The following is a 20,399-nucleotide window of genomic DNA, read 5'->3' on the forward strand; positions in this document are numbered from 1 at the left end:
ATTTGATGTTGTGGTCTGTTGTGATTAAGGCAGACTGGCAATAGAAGAATGTAATTGCACAAATAATTAATCAAAACAAAGTTATGTATTTAGAAAAAACAAAGAAAGAAGAGATCTTCGCACAGTTCGGTAAGGCACAGAAAGCAACAGACACAGGTTCTGCAGAGAGCCAGATTGCTTTGTTCTCTTATCGTATCAAGCACTTGACAGAGCATGTTAAAAAGAATCGTAAGGATTATGTTACAACTCGTTCATTGACACAGCTCGTTGGTAAGCGTCGTGCTTTACTCAAGTATCTCTACGATCGTGACATTGAACGTTATCGTGCTATCGTTAAGGCTTTAGGTCTCCGCAAGTAAGACTTCAGCTAAGTAAAATATAAAAGGTAAGAAAGTCAAAGCTATTTAAGCTTTCCTTTCTTACCTTTTTTCTGTTATCTTGTCTTTATCACCTTCTTACCATCTATAACATAGATGCCTACAGGGAGTTCTTCCCAAGTCTTTGATAAGCGGACACCTTGCAGAGTAAATATATTCTTTACTGCTTTTTTGTCTTCCTTAAGCAAGTCAATGCCAGTAGGTTTCAACTCATCTACCGTATTAAATACGTTGCGTAACGTATTGGGATTCCAAATGTCTTCTCGTTTCCCATCCCTTTCAACCTCTATGTGTATTTCGTATGAATGGTTAGGTTCTAACAGCGAAGCAGCGAATGTGATACGTGTCTCGGCTGCATTGTTGTCTATATCACAAGGAAGATAAACATTACGAACTGTTCCCAATTCAATCCACTTATTACTTGTCAAATCGAGTAGGCGATAATGGATAGATCCACGATAACCATTTCTTATCTGATAGCCAGATACTTTAGAATGTACTTGCAGACTGATATTCTTTATCTTATTAAGTTGGAAGGTGCTGTAATTGGCGTATTCACCATCCGCATAGTAGTCGAGGAAAGTTAATTCGATATTCCCATTATTGACATAAGGTAGTACTTCAATCTCAAATGGCTCTTTCATGTCAATAGGAACAATGGTTTCTGTTCCCTTTCGATTGACCTTTATAGATAGTGTGACGTCATATTTACCTCTTGGAAGATTACCTAAACTTGGTTTGTTGTAATATAGTGGAAGCATATTAATGACAAAGGTTGTTCGTCCAAGACGTTGTGCAACAACGTTTGGGGTAAGTAGATAACCATTATATTCTTGCTTTGTCTCTTGATTTTTAAGTGTCATCACAAGCTCACCACGCACCTCTTCGCGTCCAGGGTTGTACATCGTGAAACTGTATGCACCCTTAAATCCAGAGCCTTCATAGTAAGGTGCAAGTAGGCTTGGAGCCTTTTCAATAACAACCACATCCTTTGGGTTGTTTGTATTGAGCTGTACTGCATTTGGGGTGAGGTTTACTTCTATTTCATTGGCGTGATTGATTGGCTTCCAGTCACCGTGTTTCTTCGTCTTGGTATCGAGCATCTCAGAGAATACTGGAACCAAACGGTAGTTTCCGTCAGCAATATCCTTAAAGTTAATGTCAGCAATATCAAAGGACATGGAAGTAAAGATGGATGCCCATGTTTGGTCGCCAGCAGTTGAGTTAAAGATTTTTACTCGTTCGTTCTTATCATTATAGAGGGCAAGTGCTACCTTTCCAGTGAATACACCAAGTTCACCTTTCACCGAACTATACGAGCCCAACTTCTCAATCTTTGCACTAAAACTTTCAGAACGGTTTGCTTCTGTCTTGTCAATAGTGAGTGAAGTGGTGGTTCTTGCATCTAATCCGCGCTCTATATCCTTGAAAGGTGTAGCCTTACCGTCGTTAGGATGGGCAAAGACAACTGAGATGTCGTCCCAGAATGTTCCACTATTGAGGGCAAAGCCTGAAACATTAAGGGTAACTATGTTGATGTCGAAGTATCCGTCGTTTTCGCCTCCCCAGCCCCAGTTGGTGTGAATGAGGCCTTGCTCATCATAGCCATCATAAACAAAGGCATGAGGTCCACCTACTACTAAGACTGGATATCCGTCTGAGATTTCTTGCATCACCTCATTGAGGAAGTCATTGGCAGGAAGGAAGTTTTTGTCAATATAACGCACGGTATAGTCGAACTTATCACGAAGTGCATTGCAGGCATATTGTAAGTTTGAGTCACTACCTCTATAATAGTATCTCATATTGACAGCCTTACCGATGTCAGACATCAATACGCCAACGGCTTGTCGAGAATGTTCCGTTCTCATCTCATTAGTCGTGTTCTTCATTTCATCCCACCAATAAGTAGCACTCTTCTTAGCATCATCACCTGTCGATGCTATATAATCTTGTGGTCTATTCTTAGGCCATTTATTGTAGAACATCACCTGTGCTGTGGCTGTTGCAACACATCCAGTAGGTGTATGCTGTCCATTACTCAGTGGGGTGTACTTATTGAAAGGGTCATACTGGCTCCACTTACAAGTAAGCAAGGGTTCTACCTTTCGTTTTATAGGACGCTGTGGGGTAGTAGCTGTAGCTTTAGAACGCACTTCTTTTACAACACGTTCATATTCCTTTAAGAACAGTTTGAAGTATGGAGGCTGGTCGTTGGGGTTTTCTGTCATCTTATCTCCATAACCTACGAGCTCATTGAGTTTACTTTCTCCAGAGATAATAACGAATTTCTTGTCGTTTAGATTAGTAAAAATGTAATAAGCTGGTTGCTCATTAGCTTGTAACGAGCGGGTCTTAGGAGAATTGCCAGAGAGTATTGGTTTATTAATATATTTTGAGGCAATACTCAAAGCCTGTGCTTTGGTGATAGGGTCTGCGTTAGCTAATAAAATACTTGCAAACACAGTTAACACCAGCAAGATTGTTCTTTTCATTTGTTTATATTATTAGTCAAGTATATTGGTTTGTTATATTTTATATCAAGATTATTGTGTTTGAGAGCTCTCAAAACAAATAGATTTAGTTTATATTGTTGCATGTAGACGATTCAGTCGTCCCATATTTCCTTTAAAGGTAACATCACAAAATCGCGTTCTTCCATCAAAGGATGAGGGATAACAAGGTTTGGTTCGTTGATATTTAAGTTGTCATAAAGCAGAATATCAATATCTATGATACGGTCTGTATATTGTGCATTGATTGACTTCTTCACTCTTCCCATCTCTATTTCTATGGCTTGTGTTGCCTCTAATAACTGTCGGGGAGCAAGAGAAGTAGACACACATACACAAGCATTGAGAAAGAGATTAGGACTTTCAAATCCCCAAGGCTCTGTCTCGTGAAAAGAAGATTGGCGCAATACTGTGCCAATCTTTTCTCCTATTCGTGTTATTGCCTCGTGCATAATAGCCTTTCTATTGCCAAGATTTGTGCCGAGGGATAAATAAACTATGTGCATATTAATCGTTGAGAATCAACAATGAATCACCGAAGCAACCAAACATATAACCATTCTTCACAGCTTTGTCATAAGCTTCCATTATAAGGTCATAACCTCCAAAAGCTGCTGTTTCCATCAATAGAGTTGAATAAGGTTGATAGAAGTTAACCAACATAGAATCTGCGAAACCAAAGTTGTAAGGCGGGAAGATGAACTCATTAGTCCAACCATCATATTCCTTCAACATACCATCAGTACCAACAGCTGTCTCTGTCGCTTTTACTACACTCGCACCAACAGCACATAAATGATGTCCTGCTTTCTTTGCATTGTTAGCAATCTCACAAGCCTCAGCATTGATGTGCATCTCTTCAGAATCCATCTTATGTTTAGTCAGATCCTCCACCTCTATATCATGGAAGTTACCCAAACCACAATGCAAAGTGATAAACGATTTCTTTATCCCACGAATCTCCATCATCTTCATCATGTGTTCAGAGAAGTGAATATTAGTACCTGGCGCAGATACTGCTCCCTCATTCCTTGCAAAGACAGACTGGAAGTTCTCCATATCTTCTTTCGTTGCATGAGCGAATTCTTCTCCTTCTTCCTTTGGACGATTATCAATGATGTAACGTGGTAATGGCGCTTCACCTAAAGCGAATAACTCTCGTTTAAACTCCTCGTGAGGACAATCATATAGGAAACGAAGTGTACGACCACGTGAGGTAGTATTGTCAATTACCTCTGCAACCATTGTTCCTGATTCATCAAAGAAGAGTTTATTACCAATACGAATCTTACGGGCAGGCTCAACCAACACATCCCATAGGCGCATCTCTTGATTAAGTTCTCTAAGCAAGAACACCTCTATCTTTGCATCTGTCTTCTCCTTAGTACCATACAAACGAGCAGGGAACACCTTTGTATCATTGAATATAAAGGCATCACCCTCTTCAAAGTAATCGAAGACATCTTTGAAGCGGATATAATCATCCTCTGTTGGATCTCCATTCACTTCACCCTTAAACATATCAATCTTGCCAGACTTACGATGTACAACCATTAACCGGCTTTCATCTCGGCGAGTGATTGTGAAAGTCTGCGTACTACCATCAGAACGTGTCAATACACGTTTAGAAGAATGAGGATATAGGGCAACCTGCTCTTTAGGTAAATTGAATTTGAATTGTGAAAGCTTCATATTAATATTTTGGGAGAGTTTTATTTATCTATTATTTGTTGTTGGAGCCATGTCTCAAACTGATCATAATTAACACAATCTTCGACTTTTACGTCACCAACTCTTGTACGTCGCAATGCAGTGAGATAGGCTCCGCTATTCATTGCTCGTCCTAAATCGCGAGCCAATGCACGAATGTAAGTACCTTTACCACATCCAACCCGAATTGTCAATTGCATCTTAGCTGTATCAAAGTTCAAGACTTCTATCTCATCTATATGGATATTTTTAGCCTTCAATACAACCTCTTTTCCACTACGACGATAGTCAAAAGCGCGTTTCCCATCCACCTTCACAGCACTATAGGTTGGCGGTATCTGTTCTATATCACCCACGAATTGTGGCAAAGTCTTATCTATCAACTCACGTGTGATATGCTCTACAGGAAATTTCTCGTTCACCTCATGTTCCATATCATAACTAGGAGTTGTAGCTCCCAATTGTAATGTAGCAACATATTCCTTCGTGTGCGCCTGCAATGTTTCTATTTGCTTTGTCATCTTTCCCGTAGCAAGAATCAATACACCCGTTGCCAAGGGATCTAACGTTCCCGCATGACCAATCTTCACTTTTCCATCATTAGCTTGTGTACAGAGATAACGTACATGAGCCAACGCTTTGAAACTCGTTATGCCGTAGGGTTTATCAATCGGGATGATTACTCCTTCTTTGAAGTTCATAAGGATTGCTATATAATAAAGGTGGATTAATCAACCATATTCAATGATATGCCAGAGAGCAACATCACGATAATGATAATACCAATAATGATTCGATACCAGCCAAAGACTTTAAAGCCATACTTAGTAAGGAAGCTAACAAACCACTTCATGGCTAACAATGCGACTACAAAGGATACAACACAGCCAACAGCGAGCATTATCAAATCATGAGTATTCACCCATGTGGCATCTTCTTTCAGTATATCTAGAAGATCTAACAGTGTAGCACCAGCCATTGTTGGTACTGCCAAGAAGAAAGAGTATTCTGCTGCACGCTTACGTGTGAGTCCGTTTGCCATACCTCCAACAATCGTTGCCATAGAACGGCTCGTTCCTGGAATCACGGATAAACACTGCCACAAACCAATATTGAAGGCACGTTTTTCGTTCACCTTATTTTCTTCTCTACCTTTATTGAATATCTTGTCGCAGAAAAGCATGAAGATACCACCAACAACCAACATAATTGCTACAGCCCAAATAGAATCGAGCAACCAGTCGAGTAAACCACTCTTCTTTGCAGCTAAACCTATCACTACAGCTGGCAAAACTCCAACAAAGAGCAACCAGTAGAATCTTAATGGATGAATAAAACGCAAAAACGGATTCTCTACATCAGCTGGAACAGGTGTACGGTCAATGTGGAAGAAGCGTTTCCAATACAGACATACAACAGAAAGGATTGCGCCAAACTGAATAATGAATGTAAAGGCATGTACAAAGGGACTACCTTGTGAAACGCCCAAGAGATGTTGGGTGATAATCATGTGACCTGTAGAAGAAACAGGAAGAAACTCTGTTAATCCTTCCACAATGGAGATAATGATAGTTTGTATAAGTGTCATTATACCTCCTTATCATTTGTATCTTTCGGCTTATAGATAATTGCACCGATAATAGAAATAAATCCGATGAAAGTCACTACTGGTGCCACCTTGATGTGACGTGCACTAAAAATACTTGGATCAAATGCTGTTTCTGTTGAACTACCACCACTCAATAGAATGAATCCAATGATAACAATAGCAAGTCCAATTGCCAACATGATAAAGTTGACCTTACCAAAGGCTAAATTTCTTTTATCCATATTTATTTGAGGAATTATGAGGAGTGAAAGAAGGTGATTATATCTTGTACAAGTCACCAGCCTTCATTCGCAGGAACTTATTTACCGATAACCATGAGCAGAGTGTTGCAATTAATACGCCAAAAGCCACCATCACAACTGCTGTAATGAGTAAGGCTTCTAACGATAAAACCTTTGTAATATCAGGTTCATAATCATATAAGAAGCACATCCCAATACCCAAAGCAACAATTGCCATTAATGCTGAAACCAGTCCTTCTAGCACCGCTCTACGAAGGAAGGGAGCACGAATAAAGCCCCAAGAAGCACCAACCAGTTTCATTGTATGAATAGAGAAACGACGTGCGTAAATACTCAATCTGATTGTATTATTAATCAAAGAGAACGAAACAATCGTCAACAGAACTGCAATAACCAACAAAACAAGACTAATCTTAGCCAAAGTGTTGTTCACACTCTCTACCAGGTTTTGAGGATAAGTAATATCACTCACCCCCCGATAAGTACGTAATTCCTGTGCTATCGTCTTAATAGAATCATTATTCGCATAGTTCGCTTTCAATTGCAACTCTATCTCACCCGTAAATGGATTCTCACCTGCAAACTCTGCAGGATTAGCCCCTAATTCACGAGTTCCCTCTTTCAAGGCTTCTTCCTTACTGACAAAATTCAAACTATTGATATAATGTAACGAGCGTACACGCTGACAAAGCGCAGCACTCTCTTCTGTACTCATATCAGGTTGAAGAATCATCGTAATGGTCAGATTCTCCTTTACGTATGAACTAAGGTTACGACTGGTGAAGCCTGTCAGTACAACCATACCGATGAGCATCAGCACCATCGCCGTGCTAATACATAGCGTAATAACCTGCAAACTATGACGGTTGCGGGCTTTATTTCTTTTTTTTGCCATTTCTGAAAAGGGTATAATTCACCGAAATTGCTGCAAAGATACAGCAAAATAAAAGAACAGCAAAAGAAATTATAGTTTATTTAGACTTCTCCTTTTATTTATCTTTATGCCGCTTAACGATACAATTTATTTATCTTATCTTTGCACTCGTACCTCCTTTTCAAACATTAAAACAAAAAGCATAATGAGTACGATTATTTATCCTTCACCTATCTTTGGACCCGTACATAGCCGTCGTTTGGGCGTTTCTCTTGGTATTAATCTTATGCCAGCCGATGGTAAAATATGCACCTTCGATTGCATTTATTGCGAATGTGGATTTAACGAAGATCATCGAACGAAGACGCCCCACCCTGCCCGTGAACTTGTTACTACGGCATTGGAGAACAAACTCAAAGAGATGATTAAGGATAACATCCATCCTGACGTACTAACTTTCGCTGGTAACGGAGAGCCTACTTCACATCCTCATTTCGCTGAGATTATTGATGACACTATCCGTCTACGTGATAAGTATTGCCCCCAAGCAAAGATTTCTGTCCTCAGTAATTCTACATTCATTCATCGCCCAAAGGTTCATGAAGCATTATCAAAGGTGGATAACAACATTTTGAAGCTAGACACGATTGACATGGGATATATAAAAAAGGTGGATCGACCGACACAACCATCCTACGACGTGAATCGTATCATTGCTGACATCAAGGCTTTTAAGGGACAGGCAATCATTCAAACAATGTTTCTAAAAGGAACGACTGACGAAGGGGTCGATGTTGACAACACTTCTGATTCTTTCGTTACTCCATGGCTCAAGGTTGTGAAAGAGATTGCTCCACGTGAGGTAATGATTTACACCATTGATCGAGAAACCCCTGACCAGCATCTCCTCAAGGCTTCTCCTGAAGAACTAAATACCATTCGTGACAAAGTAATTGCCATGGGCATTCCTTGCACTGCATCCTACTAGATATTTTATAAAACAATCCATACCCATAGATTATATATGTAAGTAATTATTTCCCAAAGGCTCTTAAGCTTTTTGAGAAAAACTCCAAAGCTTTTAGAAATAAACATTAGAAGGAATATAAAACAGAAAGACTAACCTCACGGTTAGTCTTTCCTCTCATCAAAAAAACATTGATATGAAATTTAGATTTTACTAATGATTCCTTCTTCCGTTGCTCGCACGAAGTCAACGATATTACGAATCTCGTGCGAAGCTGGTACTTGTTGTTCTATCTGAATACAAGCATCGAAAACTGATGTCTGCCCATGGAACAACAGACGATAAGCATTGGCAATGTGCTTGAGAACCTTCTCATCAACACCAGCTCGCTTACCAATAGTTGTGTTAACACCATGATATTCAATTGGTGCACCACCAGCGATAATATAAGGAGGAACGTCCTTCGAGAAGGTTGTACCTGCTTGTACCACTGCATACTCGCCTACGCGTGTGTTCGCTTTCTCCACAACGTTTGAAGAGATAATCGCTCCCGTTTCAATCTTACAATCGCCTGCAATCTTCGCACCATAGCCAAAGACACACTTGTCACCTACAATGGTATCGTGGCTAATATGTGCGCCTTCCATGAGGAAATTATTCGAGCCAATAATGGTTTTACAGCCACGGTGTGTGGCACGATTGATAACCACATTCTCTCGAACAATGTTGTTATCACCCATCACCAGTTCGCTTTTTTCACCCACGAAATTGAAATCCTGTGGCAAAGCAGCAAGCACCGACCCTTGGTGAATCTTGTTTCCACTTCCCATTCGAGTACCATTTAAAATACTAACAAAGGGGAAGATAACACAGTTATCACCGATGACGACATCGTCTTCTATATACACAAATGGAAATATCTTACAGCCGTCTCCAATCTTTGCTTTCGGAGAGACTTCGGCTTTTGGACTAATTACGCTACTCATACTCTTGAATACTAAGAATTAAACAAACAATTTACTTAGAACCACCACCAAGTGCATTATACAGATTGACGATAGATTGTAGCTTCGTAAACTGCTCTTTCACTTGTGATATTTCTGCGTTAAGTAAGCTCTGCTGAGCGGTGATAACTTCAAGATAGGTACTTGAGCTTTGTGCATAGAGCATCTGTGTGTGCTCTACATTCTGCTTCAGAACATCTATTTGTTGTTGCTGCAACTTCTCTTTCTCACCAGCTGAATTATAAGCAACAAGGGCGTTGCTCACTTCTGAACCAGCCTTGAGAATACTATTCTGCCATGTGTTATATGCTTGCTTATACTTATCTTCAGCAACACGCAAACCTGCTTTCAATTGTCCGCGCATGAAGATGGGCTGTGTCAAACTACCAACTACACTCAAGAGCAACTTGCCAGGGTTAACCATGCCATTGCTATTGGTCCACGCGCCAGTAGGTGATATGTTCAATGCTGGATAGAAACGACTGCGTGCCTGCTGAATATTATAGAAGCATTGAGCCAACGCCATTTCGTTTGCATGCACATCGGCACGATTGCTTAGAAGTTGTACACCAATACCACCTGCGAAATTCGCCGGTAAGCTCTGATTGGCTAGACTACCGCGAGCAATACCTTGCGCTGGTTCACCAAGAAGAAGACTAAGAGCGTTCTCGGTCTCACGTATCTGACGACGGATGTCTGCGCCCTGTGTCTGTACACTATAGTAAGCTGCTTCTGCACTCTGAACACTCGTTGAACGAGCACGTCCATACTCCATTTGGAGTTTCATCATGTCCCAGGTGTTCTTTGTCAGTCCTGACATATCATCTATTATCTGCTTCTGACGATCGAGCATCAGCAATGTATAATAGAGATTGGCAACGTTGCAGATAAGATTTGTCTGCACAGCTACCCTGTAATCCTTCGACTGAAGGAGCATCATCTGGGCTGCTTTCTTCTGGGAACGCAGCTTTCCAAAGAGATCAACATCCCAACTTGCAGAGACAGGGAGTGTGTAAGACTGGGTGGAAGGCGTGTGCGAACCAAAGTGAGAAATCGTACCCGTCGGTGCGAAGACCACAGATGGTAAGAACGCCAACTTTGATGTCTTCACCTGCTGTTCGGCAATATCAATGTTCAAAGCAGCATTGATCAGGTCGGGATTATTATTAAGAGCTTTTTCAATAAGTGCCTGTAATTGAGGATCGGTAAAGACACTGCGCCATGGGAGGTTACCAAAGTCATTGGCTCCCTCAAGCGTTGCCTTGTCATCAACAGGGTCTCTCACAATCCCATTCGTCTTCACATCGGGACGCTCGTAATTGCCGTAGAGACTCTTACAGCCTGTCAATGACAGGGCTGCAAGGGCTATGATGATTATATTTTTATTCTTCATTATTGTTCTTTTAATATAGTACTACTCTTCTACCTTATAATCATGTACAGGACCTTTCGCGTATTTCTCGAGTTCCTTAATGACGTCGAGACTAGCCTCATCTTCAAACTCAATAGGCTTAATACGCTCTTGTAAGTACTGGAAGCCAGCGAACAGAGCTGGTACAACAAACACCTGACAGAGTGTACCAATCAACATACCTCCGACGGCAGCAGCACCCAATGTCTGGTTACCATTATGACCTACACCGCTTGCAAACATCAATGGCAACAATCCGACAACCATTGCCAAAGACGTCATAAGGATAGGACGAAGACGTGCGCCAGCACCTAAGATGGCTGCATACTTGATTGCCATACCTGTTCGGCGACGCTCCAGAGCAAACTCAACGATAAGGATGGCGTTCTTTGCCAACAATCCAATCAACATAATCAAGGATATTTGCATGTAGATATCGTTGCTATGCCCGAAGGTCATCGTGAATATGAACGCACCAGCAAGACCGAATGGTATTGACAAGATAACGGCTAATGGAAGGATATAACTCTCATATTGTGCACTAAGAATCAAGTAGACAAACACGATACAAAGGACGAAGATCATCGCTGTTGAGTTCGATGACTCCTGCTCTGAACGTGTTAAGCCGGAGAACTCATAGCCATATCCCTGTGGTAACACTTGCTTTGCCACTTCCTCTGCGGCCTTAATAGCCTCTCCAGAAGAGACCCCGTTTGCCGGTGTCGCATTAACCGCAATAGAGGTAAAGAGGTTGAAACGAGTGATATTTGACGGTCCATAAACACGCTTCAACGTACAGAACTCACTTACTGGAGCCATACCCGCTGCTGTTCGAACATAGATGTTATTCATGCTCGACTCGTCCATGCGGCTCTCTGCTGTTCCTTGTATCATCACACGGAAGAGCTTACCGTATGCATTAAAGTTGGACGCATACATACCACCATAGTATCCCTGCAATACAGAAAGAATAGCTGCTGGTGATGTACCTGCCTGCTTTGCTTTCGCAACATCTACATCCACCATGTATTGTGGATAGTTCGGGTTGTAAGTGGTAAGTGCTCGGCTGAACTCCGGACGCTTGTTCAAAGCAGCGAGGTAATCCTGTGCAACCTTAAAGAATTTATTCAAATCTCCACCTGTCTTATCTTGTAAAGAGAAAGAAAGACCATTCGACATACCATAACCAGGAATCATTGGCGGTGCAAAGGCTATTACCTGCGCACCCTTAATACTGGCTGTTTGCTTGTAAATCATGCCCAAAATCATATTAGAAGAAGTTGGGTCAATGAATAATCCAGCAATACCAGCACCCGTGAATACCGACTTAATACGGTCGAACATGCCATATTCACGCTCGGCAAAAGGCTTCAACTTAACAATGAAAGTTGCCTGATTAGACCCCTGACCAGCCAAGAAGTTGTAACCAACGATCTGTTCACGACGCTCGATATAAGGGTTATTTGCCAACATTTTATCTACTTGATCAACTACCTTTTGAGTCTCTTCTTGTGATGTCCCTGGAGGCATACTGACCATAGCGAACAATGTTCCTGTATCCTCATCAGGTACAAGACCTGTCTTTGTGAAGGTCATTGTAAGCACAAGAGCTACGAAACCTACGACTACAGCTGTACCTGAAATCCAACGATGGTTGATAATCTTCTCTACTTTCTTCTGATACTTCGCATTGATCTTATCATACTGTGTATTGAATGCCATGTGGAATCTGTCAATGCGTGACAGCTTCTTGTGTTCCTCGTCATCACTATGTGGCTTCAAGAAGATAGCACATAAGGCAGGTGACAATGTCAAAGCATTCAGAGCAGAGATAACGATTGATACCGCCATAGTTACACCGAACTCACGATAGAAAGTACCTGATGTTCCACCAATAAATGATACTGGAACGAACACTGCTGACATCACCAAAGTAATAGAGATGATAGCTCCTGAAATCTCATTCATTGCATCAATGGCAGCCGTCATAGCACTCTTATAACCTAAATCGAGTTTTGCATGAACAGCCTCAACCACCACAATGGCATCATCCACCACGATGGCAATCGCTAATAACAATGCCGACAGTGTCAAAAGGTTGATGGAGAAGCCAAAGACCCAAAGGAAGAAGAACGTACCAATCAAGGCTACTGGTACAGCAATCATAGGGATGAGTGTAGAGCGGAAGTCCTGTAGGAAGACATACACAACAAAGAACACTAAGACCAAAGTAATTACCAGTGTGCGTACTACCTCTTCGATAGAAGCAAAAAGGAATTCGGTTACATCTTGCTCAATCGTGACCTTCATCCCAGGAGGCATTTGCTTTTGGGCGTCAGCCAAGGCTGCTTTTACGTCATCAGCAATCTGTGTAGCATTTGAACCAGCCACCTGGTTAACCATACCTAATACAGCAGGTTGCCCATTGTTACGCATGGCAACGGAATATTGCAAACCGCCTAATTCCACCTTTGCCACATCACGCAAGTGAAGAGTCTGACCATTTGTATTGCTAGAGATGATAATATTACCATACTCTTCTGGCGTCTTCAAACGTCCTTTATAGCGCATGGTGTACTCGAACTTGAGCTTACTTTGCTCACCGAAGGAACCTGGTGCCGCCTCAATGTTCTGTTCTGCAAGAGCACCAGAGATATCAGAAGGGACAAGACCATACTGCTTCATCTTATCTGGCTGGAGCCATATACGCATTGAGTAAGTCTTCATACCAGGCGTCTGTACGTCACCCACACCATTGACACGCTTCAACATTGGAACGATGTTGATGTTGTTATAGTTCGTCAGGAACTCATCGTCATATCGACCATCATCTGTTGTCAATGAATACATGACGACGTTTGAACTCTGACGCTTTGATACCGTCACACCCACACGGGTAACTTCAGCAGGTAACAAAGCCTGTGCTTGCGAAACACGGTTCTGCACGTTGACCGCAGCCATATTGGGATCAGCACCTTGCTTGAAGTAGACCGTAATCATCGCCATACCCGCATTTGTCGCAGTTGACTGGATATAAGTCATATTCTCCACACCATTGATACTTTCTTCCAATGGTGTGATTACAGAATTCAATACGGTCTGCGCATCTGCACCTTGATAAAATGTTGATATCGAAATCGTAGGTGGTGCGATATCCGGATACTGCTCAATAGGCAGTGACATCAAACCGATTATACCCAAAAGTACAAAGAAGATGGATATAACCGTTGATAGAACCGGTCGTTTAATGAAATTAGTAAATGTCATAAATATTGTTCTTTTGAATTATGGAGATGGATAAAAACTTAGCTTAACGAAGCCTGCCTCGTTCAAAGGTCAACCTTCAAATCCTCATTCAAAACTCCAAATTCCTAACTTCTAATTATTTACTATCTCCTTTCATTGTCTTCAAGAAACCTGCAGCAGAGCTCTGATTCTCACCCAACTTCTCGGCTTTCTTGATGGCTTCTTCATACTCTGCTGGAGTCAATGCCTTTATCTTTGCACCATCTTCCAAACTTGAGATTCCCTTGCTAACAATGCGGTCGCCCATCTTTAATCCACTAGTAACGATGTAATTGATACCATCGTTCTGTGGATTAATGGTTATCTCGCTGTAATGTACCTTATTATTAGCATCCACCTTATAAACAAATATCTTATCCTGTACCTGAGTGGTTGCTTCTTGTGGAATCAACAATGCGTGATTATTGTTCTTAGCGATAACAATTTGTCCACTACCACCACTCTTCAACAAATGTTCGGGATTAGGAAAATGTGCAATAACGCTTATTGTTCCTGTTGCAGGGTCTATACTACCGCTTGTCTTTACGATAGATCCTTCGTGATTGTAGGTTGTTCCGTCGGCAAGCAACAAACTTACGCTTGGGAACTTCTTAATGGCATTGCTCAAGCCATCGTCTGTACGACTTAGTTTCAGCACATCTGCCTCGGTCATAGAGAAGTAAACTTCTATTGTAGAAGTGTTGCTCACGGTTGTAACTGGCTGTGCAGAAGAAGCACTTACCAATGCTCCCTCTTTGAAAGGAAGACTACCGATGTAACCTGAAGCAGGACTCTTTACATAACAGAAACCAAGGTTATCCTTAGCAGTTGATAGCATTGCTTGTGCCTGGCGAACACCTGCTTGCGCCTGGCGAACAGCAGCTTGCGCAGATGCGACACCACTTTGTGCTTGGCGAACAGCAGCTTGTGATGTCTCAAAACTATTCTTCGCTGATTGCAACTCATAGTCGCCTATCACCTTATTATTATATAGGTTCTTACTGTTTGAGTAAGTTAAACGAGCGGTGGCAGCCTGGGCATTAGCCGAATTAAGACTTGCATTAGCCTGAACAACACCAGCTTCAGCCTGTGCCACAGCACTCTGAGCGGAGTTAACCTGTGCCTCTGCCTGACGAACAGCAGCCTGATAAGTGGAGTTATCCACAACGAAGAGCACCTGACCAGCATGCACATACTCACCCTCATGCACGTATAGTTTCGTGATAAAGCCGCTTACCTTTGGGCGAACCTCTACATCCTGAACACCCTTCAGCGTAGCTGGATAAGTTGTCTTTAGCTGTGCATTAGATGCACCAATCGTAATCACAGGATACTCATCACTTGTAGGAAGACCCTGCCGACCGCCTCCGCAACTGGTTAGAAATGCTACCGTTGCAGTTACGAACAATAAGATTTTATTCTTTTTCATACCTAATTAATATATTATATTCATTCTTTTCTAATCTTTCTTCCCCCTCTTTCGCACAAGAGAGATGTTCTCAGATAGTATCAAGTTTACCTTTTAAATAAAGTAAAGCACATTGGAAACCGATGCGTAAAGCATAAGTTTTTCAATGTGCAAAACTACTCATTAATCACTAAAGATACTTATTTTGCAAACAGCATTTAACAATTATTACCTATAAACATACCATTTACGGTTCTTATCTATAACCTCCCTTACCAATAGATGGCATCTTCCGTCATGCTTAAATCAGTCCCAATTCTCTTGCCTTATTGCGCAGAAGTTCCATTAAAGGCTCTCGCTCATTAGGCACCTTATTATCAAGAACGGCATCTTTCAGCGTCTGCTTCAATATGCCCACCTCTCTACTAGGTTTGAGATGAAACATCTCCATGATCTCATTACCATCTATGCAGGGTTGTAGAAGGCGTTTGTAATCGCGTTCCTTCAGGTCTTTTAGCTTCTTACGAACGCTTCGGAAGTTATCAAGGAAGCGTTGTTTGCGGGCAACATTCTTACTCGTTATATCCGCCTCACACAGAGTCATCAAGTCATCAATGTCTTCGCCAGCATCATTCAGCAGTCGTCTCACAGCCGAGTCGGTCACCTCTTCATCGGCAATAACAATCGGACGCATGTGTAAGTCTACTTGCTTTTGCACATACTTCATCTTACTATCCATTGGTAACTTCAACCTTCGGAAGATTTCAGGTACCATCTTTGCACCAACATAGTTGTGATTATGGAAGGTCCAACCCGCTACAGCATCCCACCGTTTACACATTGCTTTACCCACATCATGCAATAATGCTGCCCAACGTAACCATAAGTTATCCGTATGCTTGCAGATATTATCCAACACTTCTAAGGTGTGATAAAAATTATTCTTATGTGCTCGTCCGTTCCTAGTCTCCACGACATCCAAAGCAACTAGCTCTGGCAAGATGATTTGCAAGAGCCCACAACGATACAAATCGATAAATCCCTTGCTCGGTGTTGGCGTCATCATAATTTTGTTCAACTCCTCTTCTATGCGCTCCCCACTAATAATCTTTATTCTTTCGGCATTGCGTTCCAACGCCTCGAAGGTCTCATCTTCAATAAAGAAATTTAATTGTGTAGCAAAACGAACGCATCGCATCATACGCAATGGATCGTCAGAGAAGGTTACATCAGGGTCTAAAGGCGTGCGAATAATACCATCCCATAGGTCGTCAACACCATCGAATGGATCGACTAACTCACCAAAGCGAGCCTTATTCAAGCACACTGCTAGGGCATTGATTGTAAAGTCCCTACGATTCTGATCATCCTCAAGTGTACCATCTTCTACCACTGGTTTCCTACTATCATGGCTGTAACTCTCTCGTCGAGCACCTACAAATTCAACCTCTGTGTGCTTATATTTCACTTGAGCAGTACCAAAGTTGCGGAACACCGAGAGGTGAGCTTTCTTGCCAAGAACGGCTTTCAATTCGCTTGCTACCTGTATACCACTCCCCACCACAACAACATCGATATCATTGGAAGGGCGTTCTAAAAACAAATCACGCACATAGCCGCCCACTACGTAACACTCCAGCCCGAGTTTATCGGCGGCATTGGAAATATGATGAAATATATCTTTATCTAATAATTGTGCCAATTCGGCATCTGAAAGATCTCGCATAATTAAATGTTATCTTTGTATGAATAGCAATGCAAAGATACGTAAATTAGTTAAGTCACACAAATTAAGTTATTATTTCATACATGTAACAACCTAATTCTACACTAAAGATCTACCACATTTATACCCAACGAATAAAAGCTTTCATACCCATAGTTGGGTACAAAACAAGGAACTAATCAATAATAAGAGATACTCTAAAATCTTCACAAACAATTTTCGATTTGTTCGCAAACAATTTCTTGCTTGTATTAATAGCCCTTATTCTATGCTCATCACGGAAGTAGGACTCGTAAGGCACGGGAGTACATCTTGTGGAGCACGAAATGTACTTTCGTGCTCCACAAAAGTACATTTCGTCGATGTTAACAGTTACGCCCCTCGCCTTAACTATTGTTTACATATAGGATTGCATAAAATACCTAACGTGCATCTCCATCAACTGCCAATAGGTTAGAAATTCTGCACAGATAGGTTACAATGCTCTTCCATGAATCCCCGCCAACCAGCGAAACGGATGGTATTAGTTGTTAATTCATTCGTTTATTACAATGAAATTAAGTATTTTTGCAGGCAAATCGATTCATAACAATGGCAAGTCAATTGACAAAGACACAGCAAGAGTTTAAAGACATACTGGCTGAATGTAGAGAGCTCTTTGGTAAGAAGCTCCATGATTATGGTGCCTCATGGCGCATTTTACGCCCCTCTTCCCTCACAGATCAGCTTTTTATCAAAGCCAAACGCATACGCTCATTAGAGATTACAGGTGAGAATCTCGTTGGAGAAGGAGTACGCCCCGAATTCATCGCATTGATTAATTATAGTATTGTTGGACTGATTCAACTATCCAAGGGCTTTGTTGATAGTGTTGACATCACGCCCGACGAGGCTCTCTGTCTCTATGATACCTATGCCAACGAAGCCTACGAACTAATGGTAAAGAAGAACCATGACTATGGAGAGGCATGGCGAGATATGCGTGTGAGTAGTTACACAGACCTTATTCTCACTAAGATTGAACGAATCAAGGAAATCGAGGATCTTAATGGAGAAACACTCGTCAGTGAAGGTATAGATGCCAATTATATGGATATAATGAATTACGCCGTTTTCGGTGCTATCAAGCTACATGAATAAATTAAAGACACTATTAGTAAACCTCAGTCGTGCGCTGTTAGCCTTGACGTTTATCTTTTCTGGATTTGTTAAGGCTATTGACCCACTAGGTTCGCAATATAAGATTGCGGAATACCTAGAGGCAGTGCAATTATCGGCTTATGTACCCGATTGGGCACAGCTAATGGTGTCGATAGCCCTTTCTGCCATAGAATTTACGCTGGGTGTAATGCTCCTCTTGGCCATCCGCCGTCGATTAGCCAGTAAGATATCCTTGCTTTTCATGGCTGTGATGACAGCTGTAACATTGTGGTTGACTGTAAGTAATCCGATACAAGATTGTGGTTGTTTCGGAGATGCCATACACCTAACCAACACGCAGACATTTATCAAGAACATTGTTTTGCTTGTTGCAGCAATCATTCTCACACGCTGGCCTTTACATCAGATGCGCTTCGTTTCAAAGACGAATCAGTGGATAGCTTTCTATTTTACTATCGTCTTTATCTGTATAGCGTCACTATTGAGTCTTTATCATCTGCCCATCTTTGACTTCCGTCCTTATTATATCGGACAGAACATCAAAAAGGGTATGGAGATTCCAAAGGGGGCTAAACAAACAACCTATAAGACGACCTTTATCTGTGAAAAGAATGGTGTAACAAAGGAATTCAATGAGAATAATTACCCTTATAACGACTCTACGTGGGTATTTAAAGATACACGCCAAGAGATACTTGAGCAGGGTTATGAACCACCCATACACGATTTCTCTATCACGAACGAACAGACAGGAAACGATATTACGGATAGTATCTTGACCCATAAAGGATATACCTTCTTACTCATAGCTCCTGTATTGGAAATGGCTGACGATAGTAACTTTGGTGATATTGATGCTATCTACGAATATGCAAAAGAGAATGGATATGGATTCTACGGATTGACTGCTAGTACAGATAAAGCTGTACAGCATTGGAGGGACATTACTGGTGCGGAATATCCTTTCTATACGACTGACGGCACAACACTAAAAACCATCATTCGTAGTAATCCGGGCTTAGTACTGCTCTACAAAGGTACTATCATCAATAAATGGAGTCATAACGATTTGCCCAAACAAGCCGAACTTAATGCCCCACTCTCCCTCATAGAAATAGGGCGCGAACCGGCTAATAACACATGGACAAAGATTATGCTCATCATCGTGTGCTACATCTTCCCCTTGTCATTCCTTATTGCCGCTGACCGCATTTGGTCGTGGACAAGATGGGTAAGGAAACGTGAAGAGTGGCTCAAACAAAAGGAAGATTGGGTGAAGCAAAAGGAACAATCAAATAAATTATATCAACTTTTAAAACGTAAAAGACAAATGAGAAAGAAAATCGTAGCAGGTAACTGGAAGATGAACGAGACCTTGCAGGAAGGTATCGAACTAGCAAAAGAGATTAACGAGTCACTCAAGGCAGAGAAACCTAATTGTGATGTTGTTATCTGTACTCCATTCATTCACCTCGCAAGTGTTGCTCAGGTATTAGATTCAAGCGTTGTTGGACTTGGCGCAGAGAACTGTGCAGACAAGGAGAAGGGTGCTTACACAGGTGAAGTATCAGCTGCAATGGTAAAGAGTACAGGTGCACAATATGTTATCCTTGGTCACTCTGAGCGTCGTCAGTACTATGGAGAAACAGCAGAGATCCTCAAAGAGAAGGTTCAATTAGCACTCGCTAATGGTTTGAAGGTAATCTTCTGCTGTGGTGAGACACTCGAAGAGCGCGAGGCAGAGAAGCAAAACGAGGTAGTAAAGGCAGAGTTGGAAGGTTCAGTATTCAACCTCTCTGCAGAGGAATGGAAGAGCATTATCTTGGCTTACGAACCAATCTGGGCTATCGGTACAGGTAAGACTGCTACTTCAGACCAGGCTCAGGAGATGTTAGCCTACATCCGTTCTATCGTTGCAGAGAAGTATGGTAAGGAAGTAGCAGAGGACACTTCTATCCTCTATGGTGGTAGCTGTAAGGCTAGCAACGCACCAGAGTTGTTTGCTAAACCTGACATTGATGGTGGCTTGATTGGTGGTGCTTCATTGAAGGCAGCTGACTTCAAGGGTATCATCGATGCTTGGAAGAAGTAATCCATACATATATTAATGAT

The 20,399-nt window shown here is 41.6% G+C and carries 16 protein-coding genes; 4 read left to right on the top strand and 12 right to left on the bottom strand.

All coding sequences use genetic code 11. The features are described 5' to 3' along the window. Positions 1-83: 83 nt before the first annotated feature. Entirely contained in the window at positions 84-359 is a 276-nt protein-coding gene (rpsO, locus tag J5A55_RS05990) for a 30S ribosomal protein S15 (RefSeq protein WP_004383844.1), read from the top strand. Positions 360-433: 74 nt separating this feature from the next. Here rpsO and J5A55_RS05995 read toward each other — a convergent pair whose 3' ends face one another. The 7 genes from J5A55_RS05995 to J5A55_RS06025 form a co-directional block, all read right to left on the bottom strand. Next, positions 434-2,872: a C10 family peptidase gene (locus J5A55_RS05995; protein WP_004383841.1), complete on the bottom strand. Its 2,439-nt coding sequence runs from the start codon at positions 2,870-2,872 to the stop codon at positions 434-436. 113 nt (positions 2,873-2,985) lie between these two features. Continuing rightward, positions 2,986-3,396, bottom strand: a complete 411-nt coding sequence (folK, locus tag J5A55_RS06000) for a 2-amino-4-hydroxy-6-hydroxymethyldihydropteridine diphosphokinase (RefSeq protein ID WP_004383840.1) — start codon at positions 3,394-3,396, stop codon at positions 2,986-2,988. Between the two features lies 1 nt (position 3,397). Further along, complete coding sequence (locus J5A55_RS06005; RefSeq protein WP_004383839.1) at positions 3,398-4,582, bottom strand: S-adenosylmethionine:tRNA ribosyltransferase-isomerase; 1,185 nt, start codon at positions 4,580-4,582, stop codon at positions 3,398-3,400. A 20-nt stretch (positions 4,583-4,602) separates the two neighbouring features. After that, positions 4,603-5,301, bottom strand: a complete 699-nt coding sequence (gene truB, locus J5A55_RS06010; RefSeq protein WP_004383838.1) for a tRNA pseudouridine(55) synthase TruB — start codon at positions 5,299-5,301, stop codon at positions 4,603-4,605. A 26-nt stretch (positions 5,302-5,327) separates the two neighbouring features. Beyond that, a complete protein-coding gene (locus tag J5A55_RS06015; protein ID WP_004383837.1) occupies positions 5,328-6,188 on the bottom strand; it encodes an undecaprenyl-diphosphate phosphatase in 861 nt (286 codons plus the stop codon). Further along, positions 6,188-6,430, bottom strand: a complete 243-nt coding sequence (locus tag J5A55_RS06020) for a DUF3098 domain-containing protein (protein WP_004383836.1) — start codon at positions 6,428-6,430, stop codon at positions 6,188-6,190. The genes J5A55_RS06015 and J5A55_RS06020 overlap by 1 nt, the downstream gene beginning before the upstream one ends. Positions 6,431-6,467: 37 nt before the next feature. Further along, on the bottom strand, positions 6,468-7,346 hold the full coding sequence (locus J5A55_RS06025) for a cell division protein FtsX (protein WP_004383835.1): 879 nt from the start codon (positions 7,344-7,346) through the stop codon (positions 6,468-6,470). A 184-nt stretch (positions 7,347-7,530) separates the two neighbouring features. Between J5A55_RS06025 and J5A55_RS06030 the strand changes: the two genes are divergently transcribed. Then, the gene (locus J5A55_RS06030) at positions 7,531-8,313 is read left to right on the top strand and encodes a radical SAM protein (RefSeq protein WP_039851460.1); all 783 of its coding nucleotides are present in this window, start codon (positions 7,531-7,533) and stop codon (positions 8,311-8,313) included. 182 nt (positions 8,314-8,495) lie between these two features. Here J5A55_RS06030 and lpxA read toward each other — a convergent pair whose 3' ends face one another. The 5 genes from lpxA to J5A55_RS06055 all read right to left on the bottom strand — a co-directional run bounded on the left by lpxA (position 8,496) and on the right by J5A55_RS06055 (position 17,126). Next, positions 8,496-9,278, bottom strand: a complete 783-nt coding sequence (gene lpxA, locus J5A55_RS06035; protein WP_004383833.1) for an acyl-ACP--UDP-N-acetylglucosamine O-acyltransferase — start codon at positions 9,276-9,278, stop codon at positions 8,496-8,498. A gap of 31 nt (positions 9,279-9,309) precedes the next feature. Then, positions 9,310-10,689 carry an efflux transporter outer membrane subunit gene (locus tag J5A55_RS06040; RefSeq protein WP_004383832.1) on the bottom strand — a complete coding sequence of 460 codons (1,380 nt, stop codon included), beginning with the start codon at positions 10,687-10,689 and terminating at the stop codon, positions 9,310-9,312. A 21-nt stretch (positions 10,690-10,710) separates the two neighbouring features. Beyond that, the gene (locus tag J5A55_RS06045) at positions 10,711-13,974 is read right to left on the bottom strand and encodes an efflux RND transporter permease subunit (RefSeq protein WP_004383831.1); all 3,264 of its coding nucleotides are present in this window, start codon (positions 13,972-13,974) and stop codon (positions 10,711-10,713) included. 115 nt (positions 13,975-14,089) lie between these two features. Then, positions 14,090-15,421: an efflux RND transporter periplasmic adaptor subunit gene (locus J5A55_RS06050; protein ID WP_004383830.1), complete on the bottom strand. Its 1,332-nt coding sequence runs from the start codon at positions 15,419-15,421 to the stop codon at positions 14,090-14,092. A gap of 280 nt (positions 15,422-15,701) precedes the next feature. Then, positions 15,702-17,126, bottom strand: coding sequence for a CCA tRNA nucleotidyltransferase (locus tag J5A55_RS06055; RefSeq protein WP_004383829.1), 1,425 nt, complete (start codon positions 17,124-17,126; stop codon positions 15,702-15,704). 591 nt (positions 17,127-17,717) lie between these two features. Between J5A55_RS06055 and J5A55_RS06060 the strand changes: the two genes are divergently transcribed. Together J5A55_RS06060 and J5A55_RS06065 are read left to right on the top strand one after the other, a co-directional pair. After that, on the top strand, positions 17,718-18,266 hold the full coding sequence (locus J5A55_RS06060; RefSeq protein WP_004383827.1) for a DUF1599 domain-containing protein: 549 nt from the start codon (positions 17,718-17,720) through the stop codon (positions 18,264-18,266). Beyond that, a complete protein-coding gene (locus J5A55_RS06065; protein WP_004383826.1) occupies positions 18,259-20,379 on the top strand; it encodes a BT_3928 family protein in 2,121 nt (706 codons plus the stop codon). The genes J5A55_RS06060 and J5A55_RS06065 overlap by 8 nt, the downstream gene beginning before the upstream one ends. Positions 20,380-20,399 lie beyond the last annotated feature (20 nt).

It is taken from the genome of Prevotella veroralis (assembly GCF_018127765.1).
GTDB lineage: Bacteria > Bacteroidota > Bacteroidia > Bacteroidales > Bacteroidaceae > Prevotella > Prevotella veroralis.

Bases quoted from the DNA above. Each gene is read 5' to 3' on its own strand.
- J5A55_RS06045 (WP_004383831.1), bottom strand. From the start codon at position 13,974: ATGACATTTACTAATTTCATTAAACGACCGGTTCTATCAACGGTTATA.
- J5A55_RS06055 (WP_004383829.1), bottom strand. From the start codon at position 17,126: ATGCGAGATCTTTCAGATGCCGAATTGGCACAATTATTAGATAAAGAT.
- lpxA (WP_004383833.1), bottom strand. From the start codon at position 9,278: ATGAGTAGCGTAATTAGTCCAAAAGCCGAAGTCTCTCCGAAAGCAAAG.
- J5A55_RS06050 (WP_004383830.1), bottom strand. From the start codon at position 15,421: ATGAAAAAGAATAAAATCTTATTGTTCGTAACTGCAACGGTAGCATTT.
- folK (WP_004383840.1), bottom strand. From the start codon at position 3,396: ATGCACATAGTTTATTTATCCCTCGGCACAAATCTTGGCAATAGAAAG.
- J5A55_RS06025 (WP_004383835.1), bottom strand. From the start codon at position 7,346: ATGGCAAAAAAAAGAAATAAAGCCCGCAACCGTCATAGTTTGCAGGTT.
- J5A55_RS05995 (WP_004383841.1), bottom strand. From the start codon at position 2,872: ATGAAAAGAACAATCTTGCTGGTGTTAACTGTGTTTGCAAGTATTTTA.
- J5A55_RS06060 (WP_004383827.1), top strand. From the start codon at position 17,718: ATGGCAAGTCAATTGACAAAGACACAGCAAGAGTTTAAAGACATACTG.
- J5A55_RS06030 (WP_039851460.1), top strand. From the start codon at position 7,531: ATGAGTACGATTATTTATCCTTCACCTATCTTTGGACCCGTACATAGC.
- J5A55_RS06015 (WP_004383837.1), bottom strand. From the start codon at position 6,188: ATGACACTTATACAAACTATCATTATCTCCATTGTGGAAGGATTAACA.
- truB (WP_004383838.1), bottom strand. From the start codon at position 5,301: ATGAACTTCAAAGAAGGAGTAATCATCCCGATTGATAAACCCTACGGC.
- J5A55_RS06040 (WP_004383832.1), bottom strand. From the start codon at position 10,689: ATGAAGAATAAAAATATAATCATCATAGCCCTTGCAGCCCTGTCATTG.
- J5A55_RS06005 (WP_004383839.1), bottom strand. From the start codon at position 4,582: ATGAAGCTTTCACAATTCAAATTCAATTTACCTAAAGAGCAGGTTGCC.
- J5A55_RS06020 (WP_004383836.1), bottom strand. From the start codon at position 6,430: ATGGATAAAAGAAATTTAGCCTTTGGTAAGGTCAACTTTATCATGTTG.
- J5A55_RS06065 (WP_004383826.1), top strand. From the start codon at position 18,259: ATGAATAAATTAAAGACACTATTAGTAAACCTCAGTCGTGCGCTGTTA.
- rpsO (WP_004383844.1), top strand. From the start codon at position 84: ATGTATTTAGAAAAAACAAAGAAAGAAGAGATCTTCGCACAGTTCGGT.